This window comes from Alcaligenes sp. SDU_A2, from assembly GCF_038237375.1.
In the GTDB taxonomy this organism is placed as follows: Bacteria; Pseudomonadota; Gammaproteobacteria; order Burkholderiales; family Burkholderiaceae_B; genus Alcaligenes.
On record NZ_CP151273.1, the window covers coordinates 2301331 to 2317297 of the forward strand.

Consider the following 15967-nt stretch of genomic DNA (forward strand, 5'->3'; position numbering starts at 1 on the left):
AAACATTAACAATCAGCAAAAAAGGCTTATATTTCCCACAATACACGGTCAGCAAGCTACTATTTGTTGCGTTCATTGCCCTGCCCTGCTGCCGGGCCGCTCCTTTTTCCGCGCCCCCTTATGTCCCTTCCCATCTTGACCGATCCGGCCCTTGTCCTTGGTTCCACCGACTCTCTGCGCCTGTTCGATGCCTCGCCCGTATCCATGTGGCTGGAAGACTACAGCGGGGTATTCGAGGTGTTTGAACAGTGGCGCAAGGACGGCGTAACTGATCTGGCCACCTTTTTGCAGGCCCATCCCGAACAGGCCGCGCACTGCTCGGCCCGCATTCGCTTGCTGCACGTCAATCCTGCCACGCTGGCCTTGTTTGCTGCGGACAGCTTTACCGAACTATCGAGCCGACTGAACGAGGTCCTGCGCGACGAGACCTTCGAGGCCTTTATCCGGGAACTGCAACAGCTTTGGGACGGGCAAAGTCACTTTCAGAGCCGCAGCGTCAACTACGCGCTCGATGGCCGACGCCTGGACATACAGCTCAAGGGCGTGCTGCTGCCCGAACAGGAGCGCCACGGCGACCGCGTGCTGGTCGTGATCGAAGACGTGACCGAGCTGGAGCAGGCCCGTCGCCGGGCCAGAGACAGCGCCCGCCATGCGCGCAGCCTGTTTCAGCAAGCCCCGGTATCGCTGTGGGTAGAAGACTTCAGTACCATACGCTTGCTGCTGGAAGAACTTCGTAGCCACGGCATCACGGACCTGCGCACCTTTACCGATGTGCACCCCGAGTTCGTGGAACGCTGCATGGCCGAGATCAAAGTGCTGGATGTAAACCAGTACACACTGGACATGTTCAAGGCCGACAGCAAAAAAGAACTGTTGACCCGCCTGCCCGATGTTTTTCGGGAAGAGATGATTCCCAGCTTTCGCGAACAGTTGATCGACTTGTGGGAAGGACGCCTGTTCCAGCAACGCGAAGTGCTCAACCACACGCTGGATGGCTCTCCCCTGAATATCCACCTGCAATTTTCCGTTTTCGGCGGGCACGAAGACAGTTGGGATCAGGTCCTGCTGGCCCTGACCGATATTACTGCCCGCAAAAAAGCCGAAACCTACCTGGAATACCTGGGCAAGCACGATGTGCTGACCAAGCTCAAAAACCGCTCATATTACGTGGATGAACTGAACCGCCTGACACGCAAGAACATCCTGCCCACTTCGGTCATGGTGCTGGATCTGAACCACCTGAAAGAAACCAATGACCATCTGGGACACATCAGTGGGGATGCCCTGCTGCAACGAGTGGGCGAAGTGCTGCTGCAAGCGGTAGACAAACCCTGGCATGCGGCCCGCGTAGGCGGAGACGAATTTATTGTGCTGATGCCAGGGGCCGACGAAGCGGCTGCCCAGGCCGTGGCCGACAATATCATCAAACTGACCGCGCTGAACAACCAGTTTTACGGCACGCCGGCCATCGCCTTGTCTATTGGTATTGCGACGGCGCGTGAACCCAATTCCCTGGAAGCCACGTTACGTCTGGCCGACCAGCGCATGTACGCCAACAAGCGGGATTATTACGAAAAAAGCGCCCAGGAACGCCGCCAGCGCAGCACAGACTAAGCGCCGACAGCGCACCCGGCTACATCACGCCAACCCCTGGGATTTTTTCCATTTGCGCAAACGCCCACGCGCATTGGCATACGGCGAAGAGGTGTTGAGCTGTATCATTCGCCCCAGAGTGTAGGTCTTGTACCAAGGCGCGCCATACAGGCTGGCATCGGACTCTCTTTCAACCAAAGCCACTATGCGGGCATGTACGTCAGCCAATTGCTGCAATAAATCGCCATAGGCCAGGCCGGCATGATCGGCATAGAACTTCTGCGCCAATTCGCCCAAATCATTCCAGGTATAGCCGGTTTCGGGAAAATCCACTGCGGCACCGGTGGCCTTGCCATCGCACCACTTCAAAACCAGCTTGTTCCAGCCGATCAGGTAGGCGAGCAAATCCGCCACACTGATCTGCGTACCCTGACGGTGTCCTTCCAGAGTGGGCAGACGACTGGCGTCGGGCGGCACACCGACCAGATCGGCCGCCAGCTTGCCATACGTGCTACGAATAGCATCAAGCAGCTCCTGTTTGTTTTGAGGCACAGCCATTTTCCGTTCTCCTGGTGCGACAGCCTGGATGCCGTCCAATACGAGCATTTTCCGCAGTTTAATCGCGGTAGGCAGCAAGAAAAAAGGTTCTTCGAAGAATTTCGAGCGCCAATTTACCCAGTCGATAAGGAACTGGCTTTTTGAAGACGCCATGCAAGGCGCAGCCAGATCGGACAGAGCTGATGGTTAATACCTTGTACGGTGTGCGCAGATGTCACGCCGTTTGGGCAAAGCAGAGAGAACCTCGGGTTCTCGCCAGGCAGGTCATAGCAGGCCGGCTTGGCTGGGTCCTTCGCCCGCGCTGCGCGCGGGTTCCCTGGTCAGGATGCCGGGGCGGGCGAGGCGTGAACTCGCAGGGTGACTCGTCCGCTAGACGAATCACAAACGTCCTGCTCGAACAGCACGCCCCTTGCCCCCCGCCCCAGCATCCCGCCTGCGGCGATGGCCCTGACTCGCCCACCGGCCTGCTATGACCTGCCTGGCGAGAACGGCACCGCTGTACTTGACCCACACGGCCCGCCCACTACGAAGGAACTCCCGTCATTTCTCGAAGAACCAAAAAAGCCCGCTCCGGAACATCCTGCCCCATGCATAGCCTCGCTAAGCAAACAGGGCGAACATTCCAGAACGGGCTTTATGCCGACGGACGAACCGCCTTATTTAGCGGCGTCGATACGCTGCTGCATGCGCTGGGCACGGTCTTTGGAACCAGGATGCGAACTCATTACGCTGCTCTCGCCGCCGTCCAGCTCGGCCAGCTTCTCGAAAGCAGTGACCAGACCCTGGGTCTTGAGCTTGCGCTCGGTCAGCAGATCAAACGCATAATCGTCGGCAGCCGATTCCTGGGACTGGGAGAACTGCGCGTTCAGCAAGGCTTCGGTCAGTTGGCCCAATTGGCTGGAGTTCAACTGCGCGGCCACGCCATTGCCCGAGGCCGCCGCCACATCGCGCGCAGCCGACAGGCCATAGGCTGTCTGCATTGCTTTCTTGCTGTGACCCAGTTCCACGTGCCCCATTTCGTGACCAATCACGCCACGCAATTCGTCGTCGTTCATCTTGTCCATCAGACCGGCGTAAACCCGGATGCAACCGTTAGCCATGGCCCAGGCATTAATTTCCTGTACCTGGTACACCTTGAAATTAGGTGTCTGTCCGTTGAGCTGCTTGCTCAGTGGCTTGACGATACGCTGCAGACGCTTGTTGTATTTGCTGTTGGCGCTGGCGATTTTATTTTCCGCATCCATCTGCTGGCAAGACTGATCGGACAAGGCGATCACTTCCTGATCGGACAGGTTGTAGGCCTGCAAGGCCTTGCTGCCCGCGCCTACCATGCCACCCACATCCATCGTTTTGCAACCGACTGCCAAACCGGCCATCACCAGCAGGGCGGCACCTGCGCTCAAACGAGAAATCATCACTCTTCCCCTTCTCAAAGTATCAAAGGGGGCAATTGTATACACCGAAACAGCTTGCAACAGAGGATGCACGCAATGGATAACAATTGTTTAACTTTCATCAAACACTTTATTTCCATTTGTAAATAATCAGACTGTTGATTTTTCAAACCCCTGGGCCTGATGCACGCGCTTTAGCTCCTGCACGTCATTCGCTTGAACCAACGCCTGCGCGGCGCACTCGTACGCGAAAACCGCATGGCGACCGGCGGCCAGAGCCAACTCCCGAGACGGGCTTTCCTGTGCCAGCATCCCTAATAGTTTCTGCATCTTGACAGCGATCTCAAACGAGGCTGCCCCATCGCGCGCCACCGGATCAAAGCCATCGATCAGAAATTCCTGTGGAGCCAGAGCAGGCACGCTCAAACGGTCAAAGCGGATATCTCCGCACCGGGTAAAAGCCTGCTCTGCAGACGGGATCTGGCTCTTGAGCAGACTGCGGGTCATGATGTTCAGACAGGCAATCGCCGTTCCCGGATCATTGATGGCCGCCGACAAGGCGCGCTGTGCCGCTTCCCGCAACACCAGCATGCCAAAGCGCGGGTCCTGATCAAAGGTGCGCTCGGCATCCAACTGAAAACAGGCCGCAACTCTGCGGCTACGCTCCTGGCGTGTCGAGGCATCCAAGTCGGCCCACGCCTGCCGGGCCGACGCATCCACGCACAGATCGGCCAACACGGTTTCCAAGGAACACAATTGGCCAGGACGAATCCGGATATGGATGACGCATTCCCATTCCTGCGCCAACGCTTGCAGGGTCGGCAGCTCGATCCGTCTGACCAGCAGGACATCCCGTGCCGTCACACGCAATACGGTCTGACACGCGCCCAATGCCTCCGGTGCCTGCGCCCCCATCAACGGTTCGGACCAGTAGGCGCGTAGACAAAGCAGGGTGGCATCCTCGATGCGCCTAAGGGTATTGCTCAACCGCCCCAAGGACGACAGCGTCTTGACCCAGCGCAACAAGGTCAACACCAGCCAGGCCAACACGCACAGAGTGCCAACAAATAAAATGAAACGCCCGTTGTCGCCATAGATTTTCAAACCCAGCGCGATCTGTGCCACCAAAGCGTAAATAAAGGCCGACAAGAAATTGGCAATCGCCGAGCGCGTGCCCTCGTCGCCCATGACCAGCTCGGTGGCCCGGGGCGTCACCCCGGAGCTGGCCGACGCAAAGGCGGACACCATAATGGACAAAGAAAACGTGGTCACCGCCAGCATGCTGGAGGCAATGACCGTCAGCAGGCTTTCCAATGTTTCGGGCGCGATCACCGGCAACTGCATCTGCGGCAGCAACGCTGGCACCCACGCCGCGGCCAAAGCCAGCAAAACCGCAGCCGCACTGTTCAGGGCGGGCAAGACCCACAACTTGTTGCGCCGCTCCAGCCACAGGCGGTTCCAAAGACGGATCAGGAACATGGTGACCTTCCTTGTCGAATGAATGCAGAACCTGGCAGCATCGTTGACGTCGCATACCCGGCGGACAGGATTCCACCATACCAGCGCCGGCCCGTTCGTATTCAACACAGAACGATTTTGTCCGCACACGCAACAGCCGTCAGCGCGCCGACGGCGGATACCGTCAAGCTCGTGCCTGGCGGGCGAGATGTGCGATAGTCAGTTCCGCATCGGCCATGCTGCGCTCGCCATCCTCCAGGAACCAGGCAGCCGACAAAGCAGCATGTGCCATCACCCATTTGAGCAAGCGTTCGCGCTCCAGCCCGGTAGCCTGGAGGATGACGCCAAGTTGCCGCGCAAAGCGCGCCGGGTCGGAGCACACCGCCAGGTCGGGGTTGCACAATACATGTACGTAATCGTAATAGCGCTCGCTGGTGACGCGCTTTGGATCTATCGCTAACCATCCGCGCTGCTCAAAATCGAGAATATTGCTGTGGTGCGCATCACCGTGCAGCACCACCTGCTCGCGCTGATCTCTCAAGAGCGTATCGGCCAGCGTTGCGCATTCGGCCATCAAGCCGCCTTCTCGCTGCGCCATCGGCGCAAGCGATCTAAAAAACTGCGCCAGTGATAGCAATTGATCCGGTGGAGGCGACAGTCGCTTTGCATGCAACTGATGGATAGTGCGGCACATAGCACGCGTCGCCGCGTCATCGTCCCCTTCTGCCGCCATGCGCAGCAAATGCCTGGTGCCCAGTGCGCGCTCCATCAGCAGCGTTCCCGTCGCCAAATCCCACGCATACACCCGGGCCGCGCCATCGCCCTCCCACCATTTCAGCACCTGACCACCAATCCGCTCATCACTATCGTGCGCAATTTTGATCATCGCAGAAAGCCCCTCTTGTTTCCCGCCAAGGCTAACGGGTAAAAGGTCGCTTGTATCCGTGGCGAACGGATCGCCAGCCGCCTGTGCGTTCCAGCGTCGCAGGTAAGGATCAAAGAGCGTTAAGTTGGGTATGCGATTAATTTTTGTGCCTCCACGACCGTGCCATGCAACAGCGCATTTCGCCGCCCTGACGAAACCCTGGACGCGTGCATTGCCTTTAAACCATGCTCTTTCTACCATAACCGCCCACCCTAGGACGAGCACCGTGCCAACGGATTATGAGTAAGCTGCGCAGGCACCGCCACATCCCGCAGCCCAGGCAGAATCAGCGTCATGCGTGTGCAAGCACCGCGCCCTGCCCCCACTGGTGCGCATATATCGACAGAAATCCCCCCACATCCCAAGGGCCCGTGATCAATCGGCGCACTGCTTGGCGCGTTCCAGATTGTGCGCCAGGATCTGCTGCGCCGTCACATGGGTCAGCATGTCCTGCGGATGAATCAGGATATCGCGCGTCCACAGACAACCGGTATCAGTCACGCGACCAATGGCGGCGCAGCTGCTCAGCAGCGGCACCATCAGGCAAGCGCCCCACCGCCCGATCCGCCTTAGACCGAGACTGCGCGGCCGCAACGGCCTGATCGAGCTGTCGTTTGCGCTCATCATCAACTCCCTTCCCATAACGTCCTTCACCATACAAGTGCACGGCAGCCAATGCCGCCAAGACCAGCGCAATGCCCGCCAGCCACTTCCAGGCACGAGCAGCCGGCATCATCACGCCTGCTCCCACAGAAAGCCCGGCAAACGCCCTCTGGCCAGGGCGGCCTGCACTTTGGCGCTGGCTTCTGCCTTGGTGATGCGGCCATCTCTGTTGGCATCCAACCCTGCATTCTGACGGTACGTCACTGGTCGACTGGACAGGCTCCACAGCTCCCAGTGATCCGCCTTGCCGATGCCGGCAGGCCACAAAATCGCCATATACACATCCGCCAGACCGGTCAGACGGCCTTGGTACGGCATGAAATACTGCAGGACATATTCCAGCTGCTGTTCGGCCGTCATGGCGGCCAGGCGCAAACAGGCATTCAGACCTGCCTGCCTGCGTTGCACCGCCGTCATTGCCTTGATCTGGGCCTTACTGTGAAAAAATCCGATAGCCGTGGTCGGCATGAACTGAATCAGTCCCGTCGCTCCGCTGCCGGCGGCATTGCGCACCGACGGGCTGAATGTTTCGGCCGACTCAAATGCCATGCACGCCATCAGATAATCCGGCTCCACGTCCAGAATCCGCGCAATCTCGAACACCCGGACGCGAAAGGCATCGCTGACCTTCAAGCCCCAGGCCAGATGCCGAAACGGTATCTGCTCGGCCGGCACGACGATCGCATCCTCTTTCCGGGGCCGAAAAAAAAGAGCCGCCAGGCTCGCCATTTTTTTTAGCAGTGTCGTCATACCGCCTCTTCAGTCATGAACGGCCGATACCATGCAGGCCACATTTCCCTTGGCCCGCCAGACCAGCACAGCAATGACCATCGTAAATGCCGCCTCCCAGCCGGACACCGGGCTGTGATTGAACAAGGCATCGATCACCTGCCCGCCCGAGCTGACGATCAGGACATAGGCCAGCACTGACATGCCCGGCCTATAACGAGCGCAGCCACGACGGTAGCAGATCAACCGTCCCGCAGTCGCCACATTGGCCAAAACAGCAAAAACCGTGAATATCGAAGCAAGCATGCTATGAACCCCGTTTGAAAATAGTGCTGATATCGAATGTCTTGATTTTTTCGATGCCGGCCAAGGCCAGCGTAACCACCGTGGAAGACAGCCCGAAAGCGGCAATTGTCCAGCTTTGCAAGCCTGTCTGCGTCATGACTTCACTGGCCCCCATATAGCCGATCAGGATAGAGATCAGCATGTAGACCAGCCGTTTGAGCAGACCCAGCTCCTTGGCCTGCAACGCAAATACCGTTGCACCGGCAAACGCCCCGATCAAGGCATCGCCGTTGACCCCCGGCAACAAAGACGTCATGACCACCGCCCAGAGCGTCGCCAATGCCGATGCGGCGCTTGATGTCGACTCCATGGTTTCTCCCAAAAAAACACAATCAAACGGGTTGCTGTAAAAAATCACAGTTGAACTATTTATTTAGGCGGCATACAAGGCATATTTCGGATTAGCCATGAATACCGACCGCCAACGCCGCCTGTCACGCTTCTGCCCGTCACTGACCCAGGCCTTGGAGCGATACCTGAGCGAGGTCTCGGTACTCAAGAAGTCCGCCTATCAGGAACGCTCTCTTGCCCGGGCCTGGATGAGCACCCTGCTGGCCGGGCGCAATCTGGCCAGAATTACCCAACAGGATCTGCAGCGCATCCGGGACGAATGGATGCAAGAAAAAGCACCGGCCACCGTCAATCGGCGCATGGCCCTGCTGTCGCATCTGTACACGGTGGCCCGCAAAGACTGGGGCTACAGTTGGCTGGCCAACCCTGCCCAGCTCGTGCGCCGTCCCGCCGTGAACGATGCGCGCGACCGCCGGCTGTTCACACAGATCCGGCTGTATGGCGTCAGCCCCGAGGAGTGCCCGCGCTCGGAGATCGACTGGATACTGAAACACACCCGTTCCGAAAGCTTGCCCACCATCGTGGCCCTGGCCGTGGAAACAGGCATGCGCCGCTCCGAAATCGTCATGCTGACCCGCGAGCAGATCGACCTGACGCACGGTGTCATCACCTTGCAGGACACCAAGAACGGCGACACCCGCTACGTACCGCTGACACCCTTTGCCCGCGACGCGCTGCGCAAATGGCTGGTCGGCAAGCCGCTGCGCGGGCGCATCTTTGACGTCTCGCCCGGCTCCATCAGCCGCGCCTTTGCACGCGCGCGCGAACGCGCGCGGCACGCCTACGGCCAACTGTGCCGACAGTATGGCCGCCGGCCGGTACGCGCTTATTTTCTGGATCTGCGCCTGCACGACCTGCGGCATGAAGCGACCTCGCGACTGGCCGACGTATTCCCCGCCCACGAGCTGGCCAAGGTCACGGGGCACAGGGACACGCGCATGCTGCAACGCTACTTTCATCCCCGTGGGCGGGATTTGGCGCAAAAACTGATGCGCAGCAAACTAGGCCGCGCCCAGGTCGAGCAATTACGCTTCACCGCCTGACACGGGCCACACCACGGCCTTGACGGCCTGCGCCGTCAGGGCCACCTGGACCTGATCGCGCAAGCGCTGACGCGTACCCACCAGTTGCTGGCTGGACTGCAGGAACAGACGGGCCTGGTCCAGGGTCTTTTGCCGCATATCCTGGGCCGAAATGCCCCTGGCGGCAGCCAGACCGTCCAGATAGGGAGTGGGCGCCGTGGGATCGGCCGCCCAGGCCAGCGCTTCGGTGCGCTGTTCCGGCCAGGTCAGACGCTCGGCCTCGGGATAGCCCGAGGTCAGCTCGATGGCGGCCTGCTCGAACGCCGCATTGATCTGGGCCAGTTGCATGGCCTGAAGCTGGACAAGGGTCGGCTCCGCGACGGGCGGTGCCTCGACACTGAGCCAAGCGGGCACCGGGCCCAGACCGTTGTAGGTCTGCCCCTTATGCTCGCTGCCTACGGTGTACAGACCATCGCTGGTATACAGGCTGGTCTGGCGATGGTCATCCACCCGCTCCCAGACACCCGTACCAGGATCGCCATACTCCACGGCGTTGATGTCAACGCTCGACGCCCAACGCAGTACCTGACCGGCCGGAACCTCGCTCGGCGGACGAACAATCACATCCCCAAAACCTTTATCGGCATAGGATGACTGACCACACAGCAAGCCGTGAGCATCGGTTTGAAAATTTGGCATACAAAAACTCCTGGCCACGTGCGTGGCTATATGAAAAAAGTTGGGAAATGGCTATGGGACTGCAAATGCGAGGGGGTTAGGTTCGAGCCAAGCTGATGCATCTCAGAGGATTTATGCCACAGCAGATTTTCGAGGGGCGGGAGCCGCAGGGCATGACGGCGCTATGGTAATGGCCCACGGTGCGGCTTCCTCTCTTCCCCGTGGTGGCATTGGGGGAGCATCTAATGTTCAGTTGGGATCAATCACTACTCCTGCGGACAGACTTGATTTTGATTCGGCTCGCATAGCTCGTACCGCCAACGAAACAAGGCCTACTAATATGGCCTTTCATCCACGGATTCAAATCTGAATTCGAGGATGTAGTGCTACGTTTAGAGGCCGGGTTTCAGTGCCTCCTACCGTTGTAGTGGCCCAACGTGACGAACCGCTTCCTGGCACCCCGTACGAGGTTCCAGTAGACCCAGCAACTAGTCCAATCGTCTCATGGGCGTGTGCACGAAACGCGTCTCCCTGTGTCGAACCCAACCCCCTCACATTTGCAGACAGATGGCCACTTCGCTGCAAATGTGAGGGGGCTGAGTAGTTACCAGAACGATCGACTTAGTAAACACGTGCATGCATACGGCGGAACTGTTGCTATAAACGTTGGCTCTCAGCAAAACATCATTACAGGAACCACCGGATCAGCTGCAATCACGGAGAGCACAGGGGGAAGCGAAACCCGCCCAGAAAATACCGCTCTTCACCCACGCATTCAGATCTGAATGCGTGGGTGAAGGGCTGTGTTAATTGGACGAGTTTCCTTCCCGCCCGTGGACATAGTAGGTAATTTCCCCCCCGGCTCCAGGTAATCATAAGCGTCAACAGCGCTACCAAAAATGAAGTATCGACTACCTGTGTTTCCCTGCGGGGTAGGCACAAAATGCGAGTGGGCTTGTAGTTCTTCCACTTGCCGACTACCCAGCCCCCTCGCATTTGCAGACAGATGGCCACTTCGCTGCAAATGTGAGGATAGTAGGTAGCTATCAGTTTGATGCGATTCAAAGACACACAGGTGCAGTAGAGAAAATCCAACTGGCTGATGGAGGAGGGATTCCATCAGGCGTCTTTAACTTGTCTAGATGGAATAGATACAGCTCATACACAGTGTCAGCAGAGCCATTAGGCCACGCGCTGCACAATATCGAATTCGATGTATCTCGTGTTGCTCGAACAGCAATAGAAACTCGACCTACAAATACCGCACTCCACCCCCGGATTCAGATCTGAATCCGGGGGTGGAGTGCGACGTTGGTAGCCCGTGTTTCAGCCTTATCACCATACGAAGCATAGCCATATATAAGGCCCTGATCAGTGCTCCAGGGAGCCCCTATCGTGGCTGCTAGCCCTACGTTTATTAAAGATGCTCTGTCTAAAGTGTGAAGATTTCCGCCAGTTAACAAGCCATAAACTGGTACCAGCCCCTTTTTAACCGAGTCAGCTTGCTGGCTAGCCAGCCCCCTCACATTTGCAGCGAAGTGGCCATCTGTCTGCAAATGCGAGGTGGTTGGGATCAACCCAAGGAGACGCCATCCGGAATATCACGGGTACATATGGAAATGCTTCTTGGAGAGACCCGAGTGGCTCATGGACTGAAGCCTCAGGGGCATTTCACGCTGCTTATTACGCCGGTTTATCCGGGAATATTGGGAACCACTTGGGTACGTATTTAACATTTAATGCGGCCCGAGTTGTGCCTACAGCGAACGAAAACCGGCCGAGAAACACAGCTCTTCACCCCCGGATTCAAATCTGAATCCGAGGATGGAATGCAGTGTTAATTGATCGGGTCTCGCTACCTCCGAACGGCGCAATTCGCATGCCATATGCCGTGAGACCATTCCATTCACCGCCAGCTGTATTCACGTTAGCTTTGGTGACCTGTAGGCCTATATGTGCGCTGCCCGAAGTCGAGGCGCTAATCGAGTTAATGTCGATATCGGGGCGCGTAACCCCCCACGTTTGGCTATTGTTTATCGACGCTTGGAACTGTGGGGACTGTCGCTTAATTGAATCATTCTGAGTAGAACCCAACCCCCTCACATTTGCAGCGAAGTGGCCATCTGTCTGCAAATGTGAGGGGGCTCGGCACCATACAGATGGACGCGATCCAAAGGGCTACCGGGACCATTATCGACGTTGCTGCAGGAACCAACGGTGGAGCCAATGGTGCATTCAGTAAATCTCGTGATGCCGGCCTAGCTTATGCGGTACCTGGCGGAGTCGGAAACCTACGATTTATGGATGTGATGTTGTCTGCGACGAGTCGCATGTCGTCAGAAACACGCTCTACCAATACTGGGCTCCATCCCCGAATTCAGATTTGAATCCGAGGGTGGAACGCCGTATTGCTGGGGCGTGTTTCAGTCCCCTGGTTTGCGAACATTGCTGCTGATAATGCTCCTATAGAACCCGCTGTATCTGCCCCGACCAAGTGTATGGATGAGCCTGTAGTATCAAAGCCGTTTGAAGACCAGGTCTGAATCGGCAGCATCTTGGTGGCCATGGCTTGTGCGCTACCTAGCCCCCTCGCATTTGCAGACAGATGGCCACTTCGCTGCAAATGCGAGGGGGCTGGGTTCGTTTCAGCTACAGCAGTTTGCTTCGCACTATCATCAGCTGCCGACTGACATATTTTTTGATGCACATGGAGACCGTGTATTCAACCCCGAAGGGGGGCAAAGAATTTCATCAAATAATCCTCTTCGCCCCACACATGTGGCGGGTGGTACGGAAACAAGGCCGAATAACACAGCTCTTCACCCCCGGATTCAAATCTGAATGCGAGGGTAAAGGGCTACGTTTGCGGGTCTGGTTTCTACGCCTCCTGTTTCTGCTGTTGCCACCCTAAACCCTATTGCAGCCTGGTCATTAAAATGTGGTGGTGCCACCTCTTGCCAGGGAGATCTCACATGCCCGAAATCGGCAAACACCAGCCTGCCGTAGCCCCCCCTTCGGTCATAAGACTGTGATCATGTGATTGCAGCCGCCCCAGTTGCGTAGACCCTAGCGCCCTCGTGTTTGCATTGAAAAAGTCTTCAGACATGGATTCTCGGATGAAAAGCGACATTAATCGGGCGTGTCTCGGTGCCGCCAAACGACGAGATGCGCAGACCATAAGCATTAACCCCGTCCCAGCCTGCGCCGATATTATTGACGTTTGCGGTGGTGACCCGCAAACCGATATGCGTCGTGCCGGTACCCGAGGAGCCGCTATTGACGTCCAGAGTGGAGCGTCTGACGGTCCACGGTGCCCCGATACTAGTCGCTGCATCGAACGCGGGCTGTTGTCGCTTGATCTCGCCGACTTGCTGCGTTCCGAGTCCCCTCGCATTTGCAGTGTCAGCGTCAGTTCCGGTCGCGCGGATGAATTGGTCGCGCAAATCGGGCAGGCGGACGTTGTTGCCCGAGAGCACCGAAAACTTGAATGTGCCTTTGCTCCAGGCCGTCGAGGCGACCATATGGCCATTGGCTTCGGCCCAGGCGATCAGGGCACGAAAGCGTGCCTGGCTGCGATCCACGGTCTGGCCAATCGCATCGACTTCGTCCGCGCGGGCGTTGATGGACGTGCCCCAGATAAAGCGTCCCACATTGGGGCTGACATAGCCCGTGAAGGAGCCGATCACCTGCCAATGCAAAATTTGCTGGCGGTCGATGGCGTACACCAGCGGACCCACATTGGTCGCCGGCGCGGACGGATACACAGGAATAGACAAAGCCCGGATGGCGCGCGAAAGCGTATCCGTGCTGCCGGCCGACATCGTCAGGTTGGCGTCGGTCGCCGCCTTTTTGATCTGCTCGAACAAGTAGTTCGTTTTTTCGTCCGCGATCTGGCTGATGCGGTTGAATTGCTCGACCGAAGGCGGCACCGAGCCGATCACGGCCCAGCCCTGCTTGTATTGGGCATCATCCCAATTGAACGCGGTTCCGGCCTGGGCCCACTTGTACCCGAATGCATCAAAGAAATTTACCGATGGCATTGATAGCCCCCATAAAAAAACCGCCAGAAAAGAGGCGGCTGTGATTTAAATCGACACTGGGACTGCGCAGCTGGCAACTGCGCAGCCCGCCACTACAGTTGCCGCGCCAGCACGCCGACGCCAAACCCATAAAATCCCTGGCTGACAAAGCCGAACGGCTTCTGATCCGTATTGGCCAGCAGTTCCACCCCCACCCCGGCCAACGCTGGCACCCAGCGCTCGGGATGCACCATCAACGCCGGGTTGGTCTGGGGCGTGGTGTTGAACCAGACGCCCAGCCTGGCATTGCCCAAATCCCGCACTCGCACGATAGATGCATCAAAGATGGCTTTGACCGAAGCGGCGATCTCGGGCGCAGTGCCGTGACCGTTGTTCAGACCGATTTTCCAATACAAGATCTTGCGGTACTCCGCATCCGGCAAGCGGCTCGAACCGGCAACCGAGGGCTCGTAATGCCTACGCAGACGCGCCTTGCCAAAGCCGGCGACACTGGCCTGGCCCTGGAAGCCGAAGAACTGCACGAACAGCGTGTCATCGATCTCGCGCGGCTGGCCGACAATCTCGCCGATGCCATCGAGCTGCCTGCCCAGTGCCGTATCCAGCCACCGCTCGTCATACAGTGCCTGTAACTGCCCATGCTGCACCGGCGCATACAAGGCGCGCACTACGGATTCCAAGCGTGCCGATTTGCCGTACTGTGCCAGAAAATGCCCCCAGGCAATGTCTGCGTGGTCTTGTTCCAGGTCCATCAGGTCACCTCGATGCGGCTGGCGTCGAACAGTGCTTTCTGCACACCGGCGATCGTAATATTGCCCGCCGAATAGTCGCCGGGGCCGGGCACGAAGGCCGGGTCAGTCGACCGAGCAAACTGCAGATCCACATCGGCAATGCCCCGCGTGGTGTAAATCTGGGCAAAAAACCGCTGAATACGAACATCCTGACCGATGGCATGACTGGCACCGGTGGCCAGGATGGCGCTCTGGATCTGCTCGAAACCATCCGATGGGAAGGCCTGCTCGTCCGGCGGCAGAAGCGTGACACGGGCACGCGCCCACACATAGACAGGCTGGGGCCGATCAAACCGGACAAGCTGCATCCCCTGGGGCGTATCCAAGGTCTTGGCGACTTCCCCATTGGTATCAATGCCCGCGCCCTTATACCGGTAGACGGCTTGCGCGACGTCGTCGTCTATGCCGCCGTCCACCACCACATGCACGCTATGGGGCTTGCGCCCTGCTACATCCATCACATCGGTGGCGTTGTCAAAAACACGGATGTCCACAATGCCGGGAACATCGTTCAGAATATTGGGTCCGATGCTGGGCAAGGTGCCCGCACCAAAACGGAACACACCCAGGCGATAACGCGCGCGCAGTTGGGCATCACTCTCGGGTAGGCGGCCGACCGCGGCAGCCTGCAGATTCACCACCCGCGTCCAGCCCGGAACCAAGGTAACAATAGAGTCCAGATCGCCTGGGCCTGCCGTTTCGGCAATCGCTGCCACGGTCTGGGCCAACACCGCCGAACCCACTTCATTGAACGCCAGATTGCCGCTCAGTTGAATACTGACAGCGACCGTGGCAACCGCCGTCAGACGAATGGCGGCACCATCGCTGGATACCCGCAAGCCGCTGGTGGCCAAGGCAGCCACCAGGCCGGCCAACACAGCAGCGATAGTGGCGTCGGCCTGGCTGGCATAGGCATACGGCACGCCATCCACGGTGATCCGATACACCGCCGATGGCTGAACGACTGGCACGATTCGCACGTCCGCGGCCGCAGCGGCACTGATCGTGACCGCTTCAGCCGTCTGCCAGACGCTCTGCGTGACGCGGTGCCGGATCTGCGCGCCGGCGGGAACCTGCGTACCTTGCAAACCATAAGCGACTACGTAGGCTCGACTTGGCTCGGGCGGAAGACGCTTCACCCCCGAAAACGACACCGCACGATCCAGCGATACGCCGGTCGCCGACCCCGGATACATGGAGTAATAAACGCCCTCCCCCATTTCCCACAGCGCTGCCTCGCGCTCGGCAAAGGTGTCCACAAGCACGCCCGTCACCGAGTCCGGGCGGGTCTCAATGTCGGCAGACAAGCCTCGAATGCGCAGGTTCTTGCGCAGCTCTTCGATGATTTCCATACGAATCTCGGGCAGGCGCGGGCGCACAAAGCCCTCCGGAGTCACACCGTAATCAGCCATGTTTCAAAGTC

General features: G+C 58.3%; 15 protein-coding genes. 2 read left to right on the forward strand and 13 right to left on the reverse strand.

From position 1 onward, the window contains the following. Nucleotides 1–120: 120 nt before the first annotated feature. Complete coding sequence (locus AADW57_RS10705) at nt 121–1614, forward strand: sensor domain-containing diguanylate cyclase (protein ID WP_341666883.1); 1494 nt, start codon at nt 121–123, stop codon at nt 1612–1614. Nucleotides 1615–1638: 24 nt separating this feature from the next. Here the strand turns inward: AADW57_RS10705 and AADW57_RS10710 are convergent, their stop codons facing one another. From AADW57_RS10710 to AADW57_RS10750, 9 genes are all read right to left on the reverse strand, one after another. Then, nucleotides 1639–2151, reverse strand: coding sequence for a ClbS/DfsB family four-helix bundle protein (locus AADW57_RS10710; protein ID WP_341666884.1), 513 nt, complete (start codon nt 2149–2151; stop codon nt 1639–1641). Between the two features lie 656 nt (nt 2152–2807). Beyond that, entirely contained in the window at nt 2808–3566 is a 759-nt protein-coding gene (locus AADW57_RS10715; RefSeq protein WP_445819141.1) for a M48 family metallopeptidase, read from the reverse strand. A 129-nt stretch (nt 3567–3695) separates the two neighbouring features. Next, the gene (locus AADW57_RS10720; protein ID WP_341666885.1) at nt 3696–5024 is read right to left on the reverse strand and encodes a DUF2254 domain-containing protein; all 1329 of its coding nucleotides are present in this window, start codon (nt 5022–5024) and stop codon (nt 3696–3698) included. Nucleotides 5025–5187: 163 nt separating this feature from the next. Continuing rightward, nucleotides 5188–6129 (reverse strand): aminoglycoside phosphotransferase family protein, encoded by a 942-nt coding sequence (locus AADW57_RS10725; RefSeq protein ID WP_341666886.1) that lies wholly within the window; start codon nt 6127–6129, stop codon nt 5188–5190. Between the two features lie 174 nt (nt 6130–6303). Beyond that, nucleotides 6304–6429, reverse strand: coding sequence for a hypothetical protein (locus tag AADW57_RS10730; RefSeq protein ID WP_341666887.1), 126 nt, complete (start codon nt 6427–6429; stop codon nt 6304–6306). Beyond that, on the reverse strand, nt 6422–6664 hold the full coding sequence (locus tag AADW57_RS10735; protein WP_341666888.1) for a hypothetical protein: 243 nt from the start codon (nt 6662–6664) through the stop codon (nt 6422–6424). Before AADW57_RS10735 ends, AADW57_RS10730 begins: the two co-directional genes overlap by 8 nt. Then, complete coding sequence (locus tag AADW57_RS10740) at nt 6664–7341, reverse strand: hypothetical protein (protein WP_341666889.1); 678 nt, start codon at nt 7339–7341, stop codon at nt 6664–6666. The genes AADW57_RS10735 and AADW57_RS10740 overlap by 1 nt, the downstream gene beginning before the upstream one ends. 9 nt (nt 7342–7350) lie before the next feature. Then, nucleotides 7351–7626 carry a phage holin family protein gene (locus AADW57_RS10745; protein WP_341666890.1) on the reverse strand — a complete coding sequence of 92 codons (276 nt, stop codon included), beginning with the start codon at nt 7624–7626 and terminating at the stop codon, nt 7351–7353. A gap of 1 nt (nt 7627) precedes the next feature. After that, the gene (locus tag AADW57_RS10750) at nt 7628–7975 is read right to left on the reverse strand and encodes a putative holin (protein WP_341666891.1); all 348 of its coding nucleotides are present in this window, start codon (nt 7973–7975) and stop codon (nt 7628–7630) included. A gap of 97 nt (nt 7976–8072) precedes the next feature. On the opposite strand from AADW57_RS10750, the gene AADW57_RS10755 reads away from it, so the two are divergent. Next, nucleotides 8073–9059 (forward strand): tyrosine-type recombinase/integrase, encoded by a 987-nt coding sequence (locus AADW57_RS10755; RefSeq protein ID WP_341666892.1) that lies wholly within the window; start codon nt 8073–8075, stop codon nt 9057–9059. On the opposite strand, the gene AADW57_RS10760 is transcribed toward AADW57_RS10755, so the two are convergent. The 4 genes from AADW57_RS10760 to AADW57_RS10775 form a co-directional block, all read right to left on the reverse strand. Further along, nucleotides 9042–9737, reverse strand: a complete 696-nt coding sequence (locus AADW57_RS10760; RefSeq protein WP_341666893.1) for a hypothetical protein — start codon at nt 9735–9737, stop codon at nt 9042–9044. The two genes, AADW57_RS10755 and AADW57_RS10760, sit on opposite strands and share 18 nt — an antisense overlap. A 3077-nt stretch (nt 9738–12814) precedes the next feature. Continuing rightward, nucleotides 12815–13756, reverse strand: coding sequence for a hypothetical protein (locus AADW57_RS10765; RefSeq protein ID WP_341666894.1), 942 nt, complete (start codon nt 13754–13756; stop codon nt 12815–12817). 92 nt (nt 13757–13848) lie between these two features. Continuing rightward, entirely contained in the window at nt 13849–14505 is a 657-nt protein-coding gene (locus AADW57_RS10770) for a DUF2612 domain-containing protein (protein WP_341666895.1), read from the reverse strand. Beyond that, complete coding sequence (locus tag AADW57_RS10775; RefSeq protein WP_341666896.1) at nt 14505–15956, reverse strand: hypothetical protein; 1452 nt, start codon at nt 15954–15956, stop codon at nt 14505–14507. The genes AADW57_RS10770 and AADW57_RS10775 overlap by 1 nt, the downstream gene beginning before the upstream one ends. Nucleotides 15957–15967: the final 11 nt, after the last annotated feature.